Consider the following 16,481-nt stretch of genomic DNA (forward strand, 5'->3'; position numbering starts at 1 on the left):
ACAACAACCGATGCGAACCGCGAGCTACATCATCTTCTGGGCCATCGCGACCGCCGTGGTCGTGGCGTTGATCACGCTGCCGATCAGCCTGCAGGCACATCTGATCGCCGGGACGATCGTGGTCGGGGCGATGATCCTGCTCAAGTTCCTGCGACCCTATGGCGTCTGGCGTCTGATCGCGCTCGGCCTCGGGACGGCGATGGTGCTGCGCTATGTCTACTGGCGCACGACGAGCACGCTGCCGCCTGTCAACCAGCTCGAGGACTTCATCCCCGGCCTGATCCTCTATCTGGCCGAGCTCTACAATATCGGCATGCTGTTCCTCAGCTTGTTCGTCGTGGCGATGCCGCTGCCGCGGCGCAAGAGCGCACCGCCGATCCCCGCCGATGCCCCGACGGTCGACGTCTTCGTGCCCTCCTACAACGAGGAGCCCGAACTCCTGGCGACGACGCTGTCGGCGGCGCTCGCCATGGACTATCCGGCCGGGCGCCTTACCGTCTATCTGCTCGACGACGGTGGCACCGACGAGAAATGCAACGCCGACAACTTCGTCGCCGCCAGCGCCGCGCGGGAGCGGCGGGCGCAGTTACAGAAGCTCTGCGAGGGGCTCGGCTGCACCTATCTGACGCGCGAACGCAATGTCAGCGCCAAGGCCGGCAACCTCAACAACGGCCTCGCCAATTCCAGCGGCGACCTCATCGTCGTCTTCGACGCCGACCATGCGCCGGCGCGCAACTTCCTGACCGAGACGATCGGCTATTTCGGTGAAGACCCGAAGCTGTTCCTGGTGCAGACGCCGCACTTCTTCATCAATCCCGACCCGCTGGAGCGCAACCTCAAGACCTTCAAGGCGATGCCGTCCGAGAACGAGATGTTCTACGGCATCATCCAGCGCGGCCTCGACAAGTGGAACGCCTCGTTCTTCTGCGGCTCGGCCGCGGTCCTGCGCCGCGCTGCGCTGCAGACGACCAGCGGCTTCTCCGGCCGCAGCATCACCGAGGATGCCGAGACCGCGATCACCCTGCACGCCACCGGCTGGAACAGCATCTATGTCGACAAGCCGCTGATCGCCGGGCTCCAGCCCGCCACCTTCGCGAGCTTCATCGGCCAGCGCTCGCGCTGGGCGCAGGGCATGATGCAGATCCTGATCTACCACCGCCCGATGCTGAAGAGCGGCCTCTCTTTGCCGCAGCGCCTGTGCTACTCCTCCTCGGCCCTGTTCTGGCTGTTCCCCTTCGTGCGCCTGACCTTCCTGGTCGCGCCGCTCTGCTACCTCTTCTTCGGACTGGAGATCTTCACCGCCTCGGGCGCCGAGTTCATCGCCTATGTCTTCAGCTACATGGCGGTGAACCTGATGATGCAGAACTACCTCTATGGCCGCTATCGCTGGCCGTGGATCTCCGAGCTCTACGAATTCATCCAGTCGGTCTATCTGCTGCCGGCAGTGATCTCGGTCCTGCTCAATCCCGGCAAACCGACCTTCAAGGTCACCGCCAAGAGCGAGGAGCTCGGGACGCGGCGCATCTCCGAGCTCGGCCTGCCCTTCTTCATCATCTTCGCCGTGCTGGCGCTCGGCGTCGTCGCCACCTATTGGCGCACCATCGCCCAGCCCTACAATGCCGACACCACCCTCGTGGTCGGGCTATGGAATATCCTCAACCTGCTGATGGCGGGCTGCGCGCTCGGCGTCGTCTCGGAACGGCCGGAAGGCCGCGGTGCCCGGCGTTTCCCGGTGAAGCGGCGCGGCGAGATCAGTATCGACGGCCGGACAGCGCCGGTGATCACCGAGAACGTCTCCGTCGACGGCGTCGCCATCCGGGTCCTGTCCAAGGGCTTCGACAAGCTGCCGGTGAACAGCAAGGGCGAGATCACCTTCGAAACCTCGATCGCGATGCCAGCAGGCGCCCTGCCCGTGCGCGTCGTCCGCCTCGGCGCGGACGAGAAGGGGCTGGTGCTCGGCTGCCGCTACGAACCGAGCGAGCCGCTGCACAGCCGTATCATCGCCGACCTCGCCTTCTCTGACGCCGGGATCTGGAGCAATTTCCAGAAGGCTCGGCGCCAGAACATGGGCGTCATCTATGGCACCTTGCGCTTCCTGCGCCTGGCCGTGTTCCAGACCAGCCGCGGCCTGTCCTATTTCTTCGGCCTCTCCCGCTTTGCCCGCTCCAACCCCTCGCGGAGACCGGCGGAATGAGGACGCGCTTCCTGCATATCCTCGCCGCAGCGGCGATCGTCCCGATCGGCAGCCTGAGCCTCCCGGCGCAAGAGGCCCAGCCGGCACCGCCGCGGGAGCCGGCACCGTTCATGATCGCGCCGCCGGGCCAGCAACCGGCGACCTCACCTTCGGCCGAGCCCAGGCCACCGGCCGTGCCGGCGCCCGTCGCGCCGGCCGTTCCCGCCAGCTTCGCCTTCAAGCCGCTGCTGCCGGCCCCCCGCGTCACGCTCGAAGGCGAGAGCGACACGCGCAGCTGGGCCTTCTACCTGACCCAGGACGAGGCGAGCGCCGATCTCAATCTCGACGTCGCCTTCCAGAATGCGCTGGTCGTGATGCCCGAGGCCTCGCGCCTGACGGTACGCATCAATGGCGAGCGCATCATGGAAGCGCCGATCGCCTCCTCCGACCGCCTGAAGCGGACCTCCACCGCGATCCGCAAAGGCCTGCTCAGGCCCGGCCAGAACACGATCCGCTTCGAGGCCGCCCAGCGCCACCGCACCGACTGCACGATCGCTTCCACCTATGAATTGTGGACGCGCGTCGACGGCGCCGGCACGCGGCTGTCCTTCCGGAATCCGGCGCAGCAATCGCGCCTGCGCAGCATCGACGACCTGCCGGCCGTCGGCGGCGACGAGACCGGACAGACGACGATCCACATCGTCGCGCCGGGCGCGACGCGTTCCGTCGCGGCAAACAGCATCCTCGCGGTGGCGCAGGGCGTCGCGCTGCGCGGCCGCTACAGCCAGGCGGCGGTGCGTGTCTCCGAGCGTTTGCCGGAGCGCATCCGCCCCGGCGTGCTCACCGTCCTGCTCGGCACGAGCAAGGAGCTGCGCGAGCTGCTCGGCACGCTGCCGGCGGAGGCGGGAGCCGGCAGTTTCCTCGGCTTCGTCGCCAATCCCAGGCTCGGGCCGGCCACTCTCCTTGTCACCGGCGAGACCTGGCCGGACCTCGAGGCGATCATCGCCAAGCTACTGACCGGACCGGTCTCGCGGCCGACCAACATCAACCGCAAGACGATGGACACGTCGAGCTGGCACGTGCCCGACGCGCCCTTCATTTCCGACCAGCAGGTGCTGCGCTTCTCGGAACTCGGCGTTTCGACCCAGGAATCCTCCGGCCGGCGCATGCGCGTGCGTGCCGTCGTCGCCATGCCGGGGGATTTCTACGCCAACGCCTATGGCGAGGCGACGCTCTATCTCGACGGCGCCTATTCGGAGGAGGTCCTCCCCGGTGCCAGCCGCATCGAGGTCTTCGTCAACGGCAATGTCGCGGCGACCGTGCCGCTCAATGCCGCCAATGGCGGGCTCTTCCAGCAATCCCCGATCACCATATCGCTCCGGCACTTCCGGCCCGGGATCAACGAGATCTGGTTCGAGACGGTCACGCTGACGCGCTCCGACCTCGCCTGCGGGCCGGGTGCGACCCTGCCCGGCAAGAACCGCTTCGCCCTGTTCGACACGACCGCGCTGGCGATCCCGGACTTCGCCAAGATCGGGGTAAGCCCGAACCTTGCCGCCGTGGCTGGCACCGGCTTCCCCTATTCGATCGCAGCGCATGTCGGGCTGATCATCGGCCGGCAGGACCTGCCCAATCTCGGCGCCGCCGCGACCCTGCTCGCCAGGCTGGCCCAGCGCGCCGACCGGCCACTCCCCATCGACCTCCTCGGCAGCGCCGCGACCGTCGGCAACCGCCCTGCTCTGATCGTCGGCGCTGCCGGCCAATTGCCGGCCGGGCTGCTGCCGCGCGTCGGCATCGCCGACAACATTCGCAACACCTGGCCGCAGCGCGCAGACGCGGTCGTCGTCGTGCCGGAAACCGAGGGTACCGCCGTGTTCGACGCGGTGATCAACCGCTTCCAGGGCCGGCAGACGACGCCGGAGGCTTCCGGCGGCGCCGCGCCGACGACCGACGCGATCCGCGACCGCTGGCGCGGTTCGCTCGGCGGCCCCCTCGCCCGCTACTTCATCGGCTTCGACCAATGGCTGCAGCGCACCTTCGACCTGTCCTTCGCGCAGCTGCGCACGCCTTCGCGCGCGCCCTCGCTCTATGAGCCGGCCGAAGGGGCCGAGCTGATCGCCGCCCAGGCGACCGATCCCGATACGCGCCAGGTCTGGACCGCCTTCGTGGTGCGCCAAGAGGAGGCTCTGGAGAAGAACATCGACAGGCTCGTAACCCCCGGCAACTGGGCCGGGATGGCCGGCAAGATCACGGCTTTCCGCAGCGGACAGGACAATCACGTCATCTCGGCGGACAGCACCTCCTTCGTCATGACCCGGGCGTTCAGCCTCGCCAATATGCGCCTCGTCTTCGCCAACTGGATGTCGAGCAATATCGGCATCTACGCACTGACCTTGCTCGCAGCCTGCATCGGCCTCGGTATCGGAACCTTCCTGTTGTTTGGCCGGCTGGGGAGGCGCTCATGAGACGGCTTCGCGCTGCCCTGGCCGCGACCCTGCTCAGCGTCACGTCCAGTGCGCAGGCAGCCCTGCCCGCGGGAGCCTGGGAACTCTACCGGCAGAAATTCGTGACCGCCGAGGGCCGCGTCGTCGACGATGCCAATGGCGGCATCAGCCACAGCGAGAGCCAGGGCTACGGGCTGCTGCTCGCCTGCCTCGCCGGCGATCGTGGCAGCTTCGCCAGCATCCTCTCCTTCACCCGGACCGAGCTGCTGATCCGCGACGATGGGCTCGCCGCCTGGCGCTGGGACCCGAAGACAACGCCCCGCATCAGCGACATCAACAACGCCAGCGACGGCGACCTCCTGATCGCCGAGGCGCTCGCCTGCGCCGGCACGCGCTGGGCGATGCCGGCCTACACCACCGCAGCCCGCCAGATCGCCCGCTCGCTCGCCAAGGCCGCGCTGGTGAAGCGCGGCAGCGAGACCTGGCTGATGCCGGCGGCCAAGGGCTTCTCGGAGCAGGAGCGTCCGGACGGGCCAGTGATCAATCCGTCCTACTGGGTGTTCGAGGCCTTTCCGATCCTGGCCCGCCTGACCAACGATCAGAGCTGGATGCAGGCACAGGCGACCGGCCTGAAACTGCTCGATGATCTCGCCAAGCGAAAGGCGCTGGCGGCCGACTGGCTCTCGCTCAAGGGCGAGCCGAAGCCGGCCGAGGGGTTTCCGCCGCAGTTCGGCTACAACGCGCTGCGCATTCCGCTCTATCTCCTGCGGGCCGGTCTCGCCGACAAGCAGCGCCTCGAGCCGTTCCGCCAGGCCTGGGCCAACGGCACCGCCGTGATCGACGTTCCGAGCGGCAAGCCGGTCGAACCGCTACCCGATGCCGGCTACCGCGTCCTGGCGGCCGCTATGGCCTGCGCGCTCGACCGCACCCCAATCCCGGCTGAGCTGAAGACCTTCCAGCCAACGCTCTACTACCCGTCGACACTGCACCTGCTCGCCCTCTCGATGCTCAGCGAGAGGTACCCGCAATGCATGTGAAACCCGCGCTGATCGCCCTCGCGGCCTCCGGCGCCGCTTTCTACGCTCTGGGCCGCTATGGCCATGACCTCACCTGGCCTGCGGCTCCGGTGCCCACCATCCAGCAGGCCCAGGCCGAGACGCATCCCGACCCCGCCCAACCAGTCGTGCCTGCCGCCGAGCCGGCCGAGACCGAACTGGCTCAAGCCCCCGCAGCACCCGGGCGGCCGGCAACGCCGCCAGGGCAGCAGCAGAGGGTCGACGAGACGGCTCTGCGCTATTTCGCGAGCCAGGGCGACACCCGGCGCTACGAAGCGGAGCTCGCCCGGCTGCGCGCACTCTATCCCGAATGGAAACCGCCGACCGATCTGAATACGCCCTTGCCAACCGGCGATCCCGAGCTGGAGCGGATGTGGCGGCTGTTCGCCGAGGGCAAGTTCGGCGAAGCGCGGGCAGCGATCGCCCAGCGCAGCAGCGCCGATCCGAACTGGCAGGCACCAGCCGACCTCATCGCCCAGATCGATCGGGCCGAGGCCGGCCAGCGCCTGGTCAACGCCGCCAATGCCAAGCAATGGGAGCAGGTGATCCGGATCGGCACCGAGACTCCGGCGCTGCTGACCTGCGCCAATGTCGACGCGCTCTGGCGCGTGGCGGAGGCCTTCGTCCAGACCGGCGCGCCGGAACGCGCGCGCGACGCCTATTCCTACGTGCTGACCAACTGCACCAATCCGGCCGAGCGGGTCGGCACCATGCAGAAGGCGCTCGCGACCTTGCCCGAAGCGCAGCTTGCCCCGCTGCTGGCGCAGGAGCGGCAAAGCGAATTCTCGGGAATCCGCGACGAGATCGCGCGGCGGCGCGTCGGCAAGGCGGCGGATGATCCCACGCTGACGGCGACGCCGGAGGACCTGCGCCGCATCGAGGCGCTCGCCAATGCGGCGACGACGCCGGACGATCCGATCCTGCTCGGCTTCTATTTCTTCCGCCACAACGACGCGGCCAAGGCGGTGACCTGGTTCCAGACCGCGCTCGCGCGCAATGGCGGCGCCAAGGCGGCGGAAGGAGCGGTGCTCGCGCTCGGCGCGCAACAGAAATACCAGGAGGCCGAAACCCTCGGCGCACAATGGCTCGAAGCCGGCCCGGCGAACCGGAAAGCCTATCTCGACGTCGCGACCGCGCTGATCGCCCAGGAACCGGCGCCGCGGCTCGAACGCGCCGTGATCGAGCGCATCGCCAGGACGGTCGGCGTCGACCGCTATGCTCCGGGCGGCGCCGCCCTCGGCTGGTATGCCTACAACTCCGGGCAGCTCGCCCCGGCCGAGACCTGGTTCGAGACCGCGCTTTCCTGGGATCGCAGCTATGAGCCGGCGGCCTATGGGCTCGCTCTGGTGCATCAGCGCCTGCGCGACCAGGGGGCCTTGCGTGCCATCATCGCCGAATGGCGCAGCCGCTCGCCGCGCATCGCCGACCTGCTGAACCCGGCGCGAAGGCGCATTGAAACGCGAGAAGCGCGCCCCCTGCCCGATGTTGGCCAGGGCGATCGGCTGGTTCCGGCGCCCGAGCCCGTTGAACGGGCACCGCGCCGTACCGTTCGAGCCGAGCCTGCACCGTCGACGCACTACGAGGACGACTTGCGCGACGCCGCTGTCGCGCGGCGCCCAGCGCCCGAACGGCCACGGAGCAGCTCTTGCGGCACGGGCGTGACCGGGGCGGCTGCGCTCCAGCGCGGCTGGTGCCTGCTCAACCTGAAACGGCCCGCCGCCGCGGCCGAAGCCTTCGACGCGGCGCAGCGCAGCGGCAATGCCCAGATCGCCGCCGACGCCGCCGCCGGCAAGGCCTATGCGAAGCTCCAGCAGGGACTGACGGCGGAGGCCGGCGCCGCGGCCGCCAGTACCAACCTGCCTCCAGCCCGCCGCAAGGAGCTGCAGGCTCTGCTCCTGTCCGAGCGCTTCTATGCCCAATACGACGCCAAGGATTTCAACGGCGCGCTGATCACGCTGGGCGCACGGGCGCGTTTTGCGTCCGAGAGCACCGACCTGATGCTGATGCGCGGCTGGTCTTACTTCAATCTCGGCCGCTTTGACGACGCCGCCCAAGTCTTCCAGGCGCTCTACCGGGCCAATGGCTCGCCCCAGGCGATGTCCGGCCTGACCGCGATCCGGGACATCACCCAGCGCAACCGCTACTGAGCTTCATTCCCCTCCACGGCGATCGGGAACGCGGGTAGCGGCCAGCACCATAACCACGCAGAATACCTCATCCCAGATTTCGACTTGGACAGACTGGGATGTCGGTCCCCACTATCGTGCCAATAAATGGTCGAGGGGATCAAACCATGAAGACGCATGTCGCCGGGCTTGCGGGCCTGATGCTGTTCGCGGGCCTCCAGGGACAGGCGCTGGCCCAGGAAACGATCCTCAGGGTCAGCTCCGGCGCCAGCAATGTCTCGACCCTCGATGCCCACCGCGCCAGCGCGACCGACGACAAGTCGCTGATCGGCTGGCTCTATAACGGCCTCGTCCGCTTCAAGCCCGGCAGCGCCGATCCCAAGGATCTGGAGCCCGATCTCGCCGAGCGCTGGGAGACTTCGCCTGACGGCAAGGCCTGGACCTTCCATCTGCGCAAGGGCGTCAAATTCCATGGCGACTGGGGCACGCTCAATGCCGACGACGTCGTCTATTCCCTGCAGCGCGCCGGCGACCCGAAGCGCTCGACCTTCTCCTCCGATTTCTCGGCGATCGACAAGGTGGAGAAGGTCGACGACCTCACCGTCCGCGTCACGCTGAAGTATCCGGATGTCAACTTCCTTGGCCGCGTCTCCAACTATCATGGCGGCAACATCGTCAGCCGCAAGGCGGGCGAGGAGCTGGGCGACCGCTACGGCGCCAAGCCGGTCGGCACCGGCCCCTTCATCTTTGTCGAGCAGGTGACGCAGCAATATGTGAAGCTCGCCGCCAACCCCGATTATTTCCGCGGCAAGCCGAAGATCGACACGATCATGATGCGCGCCATTCCCTCGGACAGCGCGCGCGAACTCGCCTTCACCTCCGGAGAGCTCGACCTGTTCTACGCCAAGCGCGAGCAGCGCTGGGTCGATTCCGCCCGCCGCCGCCCCGGCTTCAACGTCGAGATCTTCCAGCCCGGCGAGTACCGCTTGCTGCATATCAACCGCAGCCAGCCGCCGCTCGACGACATCCGCGTCCGCCGCGCCATCGCCGCTGCCGTCAATGTCGACGATCTCGTGCGCTTCGTCGGCAAGGATGTCGGCCCCAAGGGCTGCTCGATCGTCCCGCCCGGCTATCTCGGCGAGGATTGCTCGGTCCGCTACGGCTTCGACCTCGCCAAGGCGAAGGCCCTGCTCGCCGAGGCCGGCCACAAGGACGGCATCACCATCAAGGCGATCGTCTCCAACATCTCGGCGCAGCAGCCCTTCATGGAGATCATCCAGGCGCAGCTCGCCAAGGCCGGGATCAAGCTGGAGATGCAGGTCGTCGACCATGCGACCTATCAGAGCCAGAGCCGCAAGGACCTGAGCGGGCTGGTCTTCTACGGCGCGGCACGCTTCCCGATCGCCGACACCTATCTCAGCGAGTTCTTCCACTCGCGCGCGACGGTGAACACCCCGACCGCCGCGACGAACTTCTCGCACTGCGCCGTGGCCGACAAGGAGATCGAGGACGCCAGGGTCGCAGCAGACCCGGAGGCCCAGAAGACGCTCTGGAAGGAAGCCCAGCGCAAGATCATGGATGATGTCTGCGCGATTCCCCTGTTCGAGCTCCGCCAGGTCTGGGCCCGCAGCGACAAGCTAGATTTCGGCTATGAGCTGAAGGGCGCGCTCAACCTCGCCCCACCGATCACCGAGGCGACCACGCTGAAGGCACGCTAAAACCTACCGATTTTTCACGGAACCTCGCTGTCATCCCGGGTGCGCTTCGCTCCGCCCGGGATGACCCGTGTTTCCACGAAGACGCAGCGCGCCCCAAGCCTCGCGAAAATCAGGCTGGGTTCGGCGTCAGGACCGTCCTCGATATCTCCGTCGCCGCCTCGCGCGCGCTTGCCAGGAAGGCATCGACCAGCCTTGCATTGCGGCTATCGCGGTTGCGGCAGAGCTGGAATTCGAGCTGGAACTCCGGCTCGAAGCGGCGGATGGCGATCTTGCCGCGCAGGCCGCCGACGATCAGCGGATGCACCAGGGAAACGCCGACACCGGCCGCGACGAACTCGCACAAGGTCGGCGAGACGTTGGCGACCATCACCACCTCCGGCGTGACGCCATGACCTTCGAGCACCCGGCTGATGCTGCGATGGGTGTGGCTCTCCGGATCGAACGAGATGAACGGAACCCCGGCGAGATCCTCGGGAACGATGACCTCCTTCGCCGCGAGCGGATGGCCGAGCGGCAGGATGCAGACCACCGGATGGCCCATCATCGGCTCGGCGGCGACATAGGGGTTGTCGACCGGGGCGATGATCAGACCGACGTCGAGCTTGTGGGTGACGAGGGCGTCGGCGATCCATTGCGAGCTGCGCGACTGGACCGAGCAGAACACGCCGGGCTGCCGCGCGAGGAAGCGCGAGGTCGCCTCCTGGATGAAGGAGCCGGAGAGCGCCGGCATGACGCCGATCAGCAGGCGGCTCTGATCGTCGCGCCGGATCGCCTCCACGGCATTCTCGACCTGGCGCACGCCGGCAAAAATCCGGTCGATCTCCTCATAGAGCCGCATGCCGCGCCGCGTCGCCACCAGCCGCCCCTTCACCCGGTCGAACAGGCGCAGGCCCGTATCCTCCTCCAGATGGGCGACGAGCTTGCTCATCGCCGGCTGCGAGACATTCATCATCTCGGCCGCGCGGCTGACGGTGCCGTACTCAATCACCGCCTTGAAAGCCTCGACCTGCCGCAGGTTGAGCCGCCTCACCATTGCATAACCCCTGGGAATAGAGCCGAGAGAAAAACGACTTTGACGAAATACAATGTCGCTCCCTAACGTCCAAGAGCGCGTTCCGATCAGCTTGCCGCGCAAGCAGATCGGAACGCGCTCAAAACTCTGAGTGAGAGACGGATTCACCGATCAGGCTGCATCAGCCTGATCGGATCCGGCTCTCGCCAACGAGGGAATTTCATGCGGCCGGACATCGTCGTCATCGGGGGAGGAACGGTCGGCGCCGCCATCGCCTACGGCCTTAGCCGCAAGCGGCAGAAGGTGCTGCTGCTCGACGGCGACGACGGCGATTTCCGCGCGGCGCGGGCGAATTTCGGGCTGGTCTGGCTGCAGGGCAAGGGTCTCGGCATGCCGGCCTATCAGGCCCTGACCCGCGACAGCATCGCGCTATGGCGGGACTTCACTGAAGAATTGGAGACCGAGACGGCAATCGATCTCGCCTATGAGCAGAATGGCGGCCTCGCCTTCTGCCTGGGCGAAGAGGCCTTCGAGAAGCGCCGTGTCGACCTCCTGCGCCTCCATAACCAGCGCGGCGACAGCGAGCCGGATTGGGAGATGCTGGATCGCCCGGCGCTGGAGCGTCTGCTGCCGAAGGTGAGGCTCGGCCCGGATGTCGCCGGCGCCAGCTTCGGGCGGCATGACGGGCACGCCAATCCCTTGCGACTGCTGGCCGCCCTGCATGCCGGCGTCCTCAGCCATGGCGGCGCGCTGCGCCATCGCGCCCGGGTGCAACGGATCGAGCGTGCCGGCACTGACTTCAAGCTCGTGCTCGACGGCGAGACGCTGGTGGCGCCGCGGATCGTCATTGCCGCCGGGCTCGGCTCGCCGGAACTGGCGCGTCAGGTCGGGCTCGACGTGCCGCTCCGGCCGGAGCGCGGACAGGTGCTGGTCACCGAGCGGCTCGAGCCTTTCCTGCCCTTGCCGGCGAGCGGCCTGCGCCAGACCGGCGAAGGCACGGTGATGATCGGCGCCACCAAGGACGATCCCGGCTTCGACGTCTCCACCACCGGCGAGGCGGCGGCGCGGCTCAGCCGCAAGACGGTGCAGATCGTCCCTGCGCTCGCGAAGGTCGGCCTCGTCAGGCAATGGGCCGGCCTACGCATCCTGACGCCGGACAGCTACCCGATCTATGCGCAGTCGCAGAGCCATCCCGGCGCGTTCGTCGCGCTCTGCCATTCCGGCGTGACGCTCGCAGCCTTCCACGCCGAGGTGTTGGCCGAGGCCATCGCCGCAGGCAGTCTGCCCGCGCGCTTTTCTCCCTTCCACCAGAGTCGCTTCGATGTTCCGCAAGCTGCATGACCCCGGACCGCAGGCGGTCACCATCTTCATCGACGGGCGCCCCGTCGTCGCCGAGCTCGGCGAAAGCGTCGCTGCGGTGCTGCTGCGCCAGCAGGAAGGTTGGAGCCGGACCACGCCGGTCTCGGCAAGCCCGCGCGCGCCCTATTGCATGATGGGCGTCTGTTTTGAATGCCTCGTCGAGGTCGACGGGCAGGGCTCGGTGCAGAGTTGCCTGACGCCGGTCGCCAACGGCATGCGCATCGCCCGCCAACAGGGCCGCCGGAGCCTGTCGGCATGAGCGATCACACCGATCTCTTGATCGTCGGCGCCGGCCCGGCCGGCATGGCCGCCGCGATTACCGCCCGCCGCCACGGCCTCTCCGTCCGCGTCGTCGACGACCAGCCGGCGCCCGGCGGCCAGATCTGGCGGGGAATCGAGACCGTCGCCGCGACGCCGCGCGCCAAGCGGCTCGGCGAGAGCTATCTTTCCGGTATTGAGCGCGCCGCCCCCTTCCGCGCCTGCGGCGCTACTTACGAGCCCGCAAGCCAGCTCTGGCAGATCGAACCGGGCTTCCGTGCCTTCTTCACGCGTGGTGGCAAGGCTCGCTCGGTGACCGCTGAGGCGATCATCCTTGCGACCGGCGCACAGGAGCGTCCCGTACCCTTCCCCGGCTGGACACTGCCGGGCGTGCTGACCGTCGGGGCCGCGCAAATCCTGCTGAAGACCGCCGATTCCGTACCGGACAAGCCGGTCTGGATCGCCGGCTGCGGACCGCTGCCGCTGCTTTACATGACCCAGCTGTTGGCCGCCGGCGGCCGCATCGCCGGCTTCCTCGACACGACCCCGCGCGGGCGCCTCGGTTCGGCGCTTCGCCATCTGCCGCAGGGCCTCGGACGCCTCGGCGACCTCATCAAGGGCCTGTCCTGGTCGCTGGCACTGCGCCGGGCCGGCGTCCCGATCATCCGCCATGTCACCGAGCTGCGCGCCGAAGGCGAAGGCCGATTGCAGCGCCTGCGTTATCGCACAGAGGCCGGGCAGGAAACCGAGGTTCCCGCCGAGGTGCTGCTCGTCCATGAGGGCGTGGTGCCGAACATCCATGCGCCGCTCGCGCTCGGCTGCGCGGTGAGCTGGCATGCCGGCCAGCACTGCTATGTCCCGGTGCTCGACGCCTGGGGCGAGACCTCGCAGGCCAATATCTTCGTCGCGGGCGACGGCGCCGGTATCGGCGGGGCAGAGGCGGCCGAACCGCGCGGCCGGCTCGCGGCGCTACGGGTCGCGGCAAAACTCGGCCGGCTCGACGACGCCACCGCCGAAGTCGCCGCGGCGCCCGAACGACATGCCCTCGCCAGTGCGCTCGCTTTGCGGCCCTTCCTCGACGCGCTCTACGCGCCGCGTTCGCAGCTCTATGCGCCGCCGGACGAGACGCTGGTCTGCCGCTGCGAGGAGGTCACAGCCGGCGAATTGCGGGCCCGTGCGGTCGAGGGGCGCCCCGGCCCCAACCAGCTCAAGGCCTTCACCCGCGCCGGGATGGGGCCCTGCCAGGGCCGGCAATGCGGCTACACCATGGCCCACATTATAGCAGCCGCGCAGGGCCGATCCGTCGAGGAGGTCGGCTTCTACCGGATCAGGCCGCCGCTGAAGCCGGTGACGCTCGGCGAGCTCGCCAGCCTCGACGAGCAGGAGCCGGCGGCATGACCGACGCCGTCTTCGACGTCATCGTGGTCGGCGGCGGCCTGCATGGGCTCTCCGCTGCATTGCATCTGGCGCGCGCCGGCCGGCGGGTGGCTCTGGTCGAGCGGCGCTGGACCGGTCGCCACGCCTCCGGCGCCACGGCTGCGGGCGTGCGCACCCTCGGCCGCGACATCGCCGAGATCCCGATCTCGCTCGAAGCGATGGCGATGTGGCACCGGATCGAAGCGATCGTCGGCGACGATTGCGGCTTCCACGCCCATGGCCAGATGCGCGTCGCCGAGAAGGCGGAGCATATGCCGGCTTTGATCGAGCGGCAGGCACGCACTCGCGCTCTCGGCTATAGCCATGAAGAGATCATCGACAGCGCCGAACTGCGCCGGCTCGTGCCGGCTCTGAGTCCGCATTGCGTCGGCGCGCTGGTGGCGCGGCGCGACGGCGCAGCCGACCCGCATCGCACCATTGCCGCCTTCCGCCGTGCCTGCGAAGCCGAAGGCGTCGTCATCGCCGAGGGCTGCGGCGTCGAGGCGGTCGATCGGCAAGGCGACGATTGGCTGCTTGTCTGCGGCAGCAGGCGCTTTCGCGCGCCCCAGATCGTCAACGCCGCCGGCGCCTGGGCCGGGCGGCTCGCGGCCCTGTTCGGCGACGCGATCCCGCTCGGCGTCCGCGCCTCGATGATGATCGTCACCGAGCGGCTCGCGCCCCTGCTCGACCCCGTCGTCAGCGTCGTCGGCCGCGCGCTCTCCTTCAAGCAGGCGGGCCAGGGCACGCTGGTGATCGGCGGCGGCCTGCAGGGCTCGGCCGATCTCGACCGCGAGCGCAGCAGCGTCGACTTTCGCCAGCTCGCCAGGGGCGCGCGCGCCGCCAGCGATCTCTTCCCGGCCGTGCAGGGCGTGCGCATCGCCCGCTGCTGGACCGGCATCGAGGCTGAGACGCGTGACCACATACCGGTCATCGGCCTGTCGCCGAACGCGCCCGGCCTCGTCCACGCCTTCGGCTTCTCCGGGCACGGCTTCCAGCTCGTACCCGTCGTCGGCTCGATCATTGCAGACCTCATCTGCGAGGGGCGGACGCGCCGCGAGATCGCCGCCTTCGCGCCGGCGCGGCTGATGCAGGAAAGGGCGGTGGCATGATCGGCAATCTGGTCAGGCGAATCCTGCTCGCCATCCCCACCCTGTTCGTAATGCTGACCGCGATCTTCGTGCTGGTTCGTCTGGTGCCCGGCGATGCCGCCTCCGTCATCCTCGGCGACCAGGCCAGCGCCGCCTCGCTCGCGGCGCTCAGGGAAAAGCTCGGCCTCGACCAGCCGGTCCACGTCCAGTATCTCAGCTTCCTCGGCAAGATCCTCACCGGCGATTTCGGTCAGTCGCTGTCGAGCGGGCGCAGTGTCATCCGAGAGGTACTGCTCGTCCTGCCCTCGACGATCGAATTGACCGTCGCCGCCATCACGATCGGCCTTCTCTTCGGCCTGCCGCTCGGCATCGCCGCCGCGCTCAGCCGCAATGGCTGGGTCGACTATGTCTCGCGCATCGTCTCGCTGGTCGGCCTGTCCTTCCCGGCCTTCGTCTCCGGCATCCTGATGCTGATCGTCTTCTCGATCCAGCTCGGCTGGTTCCCGGTGCTCGGCAACACCAGCGGCGCCGGCAGCCTCAGTGAGCGGATGCGGGCGCTGGCCCTGCCCGCGCTCAACCTCGGCATCATCATGACCGCCTATGTGATGCGGGTGACCCGCGCCGCGATGCTCGGCGTGCTGACCGAGGACTATATCCGCACCGCCCGCGCCAAGGGCGTCGGCCCGACCCAGCTCGTCGTGACCCATGCGCTTCGCAACGGGCTGATCCCGATCATCACCGTGGTCGGGCTCTATTTCGGCACGCTGATCGGCAATTCCGTGCTGACCGAGATCATCTTCAACCGCCCCGGCCTCGGCAAACTGATCATCGGCGCGCTCAACGCCCGCGACTACACCCTGCTGCAGGGGTTGATGATCATCTTCGCGATCTGCGTGATCGTCGTGAACACGCTGACCGATCTCGCCTACGGCCTCGTCGATCCCAGGGTGAAATTCTCATGAGCGCCGCCGACACCCCCGTCGCGATCCAGCCGGGCGGGCTCTGGCTCGCCTTCACGCAGAACCGGCTCGCCTGGGTCGGGCTCATGCTGCTGGCGCTTATCGTCTTCGTCGCGCTGTTCGCGCCCTGGCTCGCGCCGCATGATCCGCTCGAGCAGAACATCGTCGCGCGGCTGGAGCCACCCTCCGCCGAATTCTGGCTCGGTACCGATTCCTATGGCCGCGACGTGCTCTCGCGGCTGATCTACGGCGCGCGCATCTCGCTCTTCGTCGGCTTCGTCGCCATCCTGATCGCGATGCTGGTCGGCACCGCGATCGGCGTGCTCGCCGGCTATATCGGCGGCGTCTTCGACCAGCTCGTCATGGGGGTGCTCGACGTATTGCTCGCCTTCCCGACCCTGCTGCTCGGCCTGATGATCGCCGCCATGCTCGGCGCGAGCCTGGAGAACCTGATCATCGCCATCGCGGTGACCGAGGTCGCGCCCTTCGCCCGCGTCGCCCGCGCGCCGACGATCACCCTGCGCCAGCGCGATTTCGTCGAGGCCAGCCGCTCCTATGGCTGCGGCCCGTTCCGGATCATGACCCGGCACATCCTGCCGAACATGATCTCCGACGTGGTGGTGATGAGTTCGCTCTGGCTGGCCTCGGCGATCCGCACCGAGGCCTCGCTCAGCTTCATCGGCCTCGGCGTGCCGCCGCCGGCGCCGACCTGGGGCGCGATGATCCGCGAGGGCTTCGAGAACATCCTCGACGCCTGGTGGCTCGCGGTCTTCCCGAGCCTGGCCATCCTCGTCACCGTGCTGGCGCTGAACCTGCTCGGCGACGCGCTGCGCGACGCCTCGGACCCGCGCTCGCGGACGCGCTGACGGGGCT

General features: G+C 68.3%; 12 protein-coding genes. 11 read left to right on the plus strand and 1 reads right to left on the minus strand.

What is annotated here, in order from left to right; all coding sequences use genetic code 11:
- Nucleotides 1-10: 10 nt before the first annotated feature.
- The 5 genes from bcsA (at nucleotide 11) to ASE66_RS05070 (ending at nucleotide 9,516) form a co-directional block, all read left to right on the plus strand.
- Nucleotides 11-2,194, plus strand: a complete 2,184-nt coding sequence (gene bcsA / locus ASE66_RS05050) for a UDP-forming cellulose synthase catalytic subunit (RefSeq protein ID WP_057188433.1) — start codon at nucleotides 11-13, stop codon at nucleotides 2,192-2,194.
- Entirely contained in the window at nucleotides 2,191-4,638 is a 2,448-nt protein-coding gene (locus ASE66_RS05055) for a cellulose biosynthesis cyclic di-GMP-binding regulatory protein BcsB (RefSeq protein ID WP_057188434.1), read from the plus strand. The genes bcsA and ASE66_RS05055 overlap by 4 nt, the downstream gene beginning before the upstream one ends.
- Nucleotides 4,635-5,654: a glycosyl hydrolase family 8 gene (locus tag ASE66_RS05060; protein WP_057188435.1), complete on the plus strand. Its 1,020-nt coding sequence runs from the start codon at nucleotides 4,635-4,637 to the stop codon at nucleotides 5,652-5,654. Before ASE66_RS05055 ends, ASE66_RS05060 begins: the two co-directional genes overlap by 4 nt.
- On the plus strand, nucleotides 5,645-7,819 hold the full coding sequence (locus ASE66_RS05065) for a hypothetical protein (protein ID WP_057188436.1): 2,175 nt from the start codon (nucleotides 5,645-5,647) through the stop codon (nucleotides 7,817-7,819). Before ASE66_RS05060 ends, ASE66_RS05065 begins: the two co-directional genes overlap by 10 nt.
- A gap of 146 nt (nucleotides 7,820-7,965) precedes the next feature.
- Nucleotides 7,966-9,516 (plus strand): ABC transporter substrate-binding protein, encoded by a 1,551-nt coding sequence (locus ASE66_RS05070; protein ID WP_057188437.1) that lies wholly within the window; start codon nucleotides 7,966-7,968, stop codon nucleotides 9,514-9,516.
- A 109-nt stretch (nucleotides 9,517-9,625) separates the two neighbouring features.
- On the opposite strand, the gene ASE66_RS05075 is transcribed toward ASE66_RS05070, so the two are convergent.
- Complete coding sequence (locus ASE66_RS05075; RefSeq protein WP_057188438.1) at nucleotides 9,626-10,549, minus strand: LysR substrate-binding domain-containing protein; 924 nt, start codon at nucleotides 10,547-10,549, stop codon at nucleotides 9,626-9,628.
- 201 nt (nucleotides 10,550-10,750) lie between these two features.
- Here ASE66_RS05075 and ASE66_RS05080 point away from each other — a divergent pair, with 201 nt between their 5' ends.
- The 6 genes from ASE66_RS05080 to ASE66_RS05105 are packed head-to-tail and all read left to right on the plus strand — an operon-like array spanning nucleotide 10,751 to nucleotide 16,474.
- Nucleotides 10,751-11,869: an NAD(P)/FAD-dependent oxidoreductase gene (locus ASE66_RS05080; protein ID WP_057188439.1), complete on the plus strand. Its 1,119-nt coding sequence runs from the start codon at nucleotides 10,751-10,753 to the stop codon at nucleotides 11,867-11,869.
- The gene (locus ASE66_RS05085) at nucleotides 11,850-12,146 is read left to right on the plus strand and encodes a (2Fe-2S)-binding protein (protein ID WP_057188440.1); all 297 of its coding nucleotides are present in this window, start codon (nucleotides 11,850-11,852) and stop codon (nucleotides 12,144-12,146) included. Before ASE66_RS05080 ends, ASE66_RS05085 begins: the two co-directional genes overlap by 20 nt.
- Nucleotides 12,143-13,543: an NAD(P)/FAD-dependent oxidoreductase gene (locus ASE66_RS05090; protein ID WP_057188441.1), complete on the plus strand. Its 1,401-nt coding sequence runs from the start codon at nucleotides 12,143-12,145 to the stop codon at nucleotides 13,541-13,543. Before ASE66_RS05085 ends, ASE66_RS05090 begins: the two co-directional genes overlap by 4 nt.
- Nucleotides 13,540-14,670 (plus strand): NAD(P)/FAD-dependent oxidoreductase, encoded by a 1,131-nt coding sequence (locus ASE66_RS05095; protein ID WP_057188442.1) that lies wholly within the window; start codon nucleotides 13,540-13,542, stop codon nucleotides 14,668-14,670. Before ASE66_RS05090 ends, ASE66_RS05095 begins: the two co-directional genes overlap by 4 nt.
- Nucleotides 14,667-15,611: an ABC transporter permease gene (locus ASE66_RS05100; protein WP_057188443.1), complete on the plus strand. Its 945-nt coding sequence runs from the start codon at nucleotides 14,667-14,669 to the stop codon at nucleotides 15,609-15,611. Before ASE66_RS05095 ends, ASE66_RS05100 begins: the two co-directional genes overlap by 4 nt.
- Nucleotides 15,608-16,474 carry an ABC transporter permease gene (locus tag ASE66_RS05105; RefSeq protein ID WP_057188444.1) on the plus strand — a complete coding sequence of 289 codons (867 nt, stop codon included), beginning with the start codon at nucleotides 15,608-15,610 and terminating at the stop codon, nucleotides 16,472-16,474. Before ASE66_RS05100 ends, ASE66_RS05105 begins: the two co-directional genes overlap by 4 nt.
- Nucleotides 16,475-16,481 lie beyond the last annotated feature (7 nt).

The organism is Allobosea sp. Root483D1, from assembly GCF_001429505.1.
Taxonomy (GTDB): Bacteria; Pseudomonadota; Alphaproteobacteria; order Rhizobiales; family Beijerinckiaceae; genus Allobosea.

Excerpts from the sequence above, each read along its gene's own strand:
- bcsA (WP_057188433.1), top strand. The coding sequence starts at position 11 with ATGCGAACCGCGAGCTACATCATCTTCTGGGCCATCGCGACCGCCGTG.
- ASE66_RS05055 (WP_057188434.1), top strand. The coding sequence starts at position 2,191 with ATGAGGACGCGCTTCCTGCATATCCTCGCCGCAGCGGCGATCGTCCCG.
- ASE66_RS05060 (WP_057188435.1), top strand. The coding sequence starts at position 4,635 with ATGAGACGGCTTCGCGCTGCCCTGGCCGCGACCCTGCTCAGCGTCACG.
- ASE66_RS05065 (WP_057188436.1), top strand. The coding sequence starts at position 5,645 with ATGCATGTGAAACCCGCGCTGATCGCCCTCGCGGCCTCCGGCGCCGCT.
- ASE66_RS05070 (WP_057188437.1), top strand. The coding sequence starts at position 7,966 with ATGAAGACGCATGTCGCCGGGCTTGCGGGCCTGATGCTGTTCGCGGGC.
- ASE66_RS05075 (WP_057188438.1), bottom strand. The coding sequence starts at position 10,549 with ATGGTGAGGCGGCTCAACCTGCGGCAGGTCGAGGCTTTCAAGGCGGTG.
- ASE66_RS05080 (WP_057188439.1), top strand. The coding sequence starts at position 10,751 with ATGCGGCCGGACATCGTCGTCATCGGGGGAGGAACGGTCGGCGCCGCC.
- ASE66_RS05085 (WP_057188440.1), top strand. The coding sequence starts at position 11,850 with ATGTTCCGCAAGCTGCATGACCCCGGACCGCAGGCGGTCACCATCTTC.
- ASE66_RS05090 (WP_057188441.1), top strand. The coding sequence starts at position 12,143 with ATGAGCGATCACACCGATCTCTTGATCGTCGGCGCCGGCCCGGCCGGC.
- ASE66_RS05095 (WP_057188442.1), top strand. The coding sequence starts at position 13,540 with ATGACCGACGCCGTCTTCGACGTCATCGTGGTCGGCGGCGGCCTGCAT.
- ASE66_RS05100 (WP_057188443.1), top strand. The coding sequence starts at position 14,667 with ATGATCGGCAATCTGGTCAGGCGAATCCTGCTCGCCATCCCCACCCTG.
- ASE66_RS05105 (WP_057188444.1), top strand. The coding sequence starts at position 15,608 with ATGAGCGCCGCCGACACCCCCGTCGCGATCCAGCCGGGCGGGCTCTGG.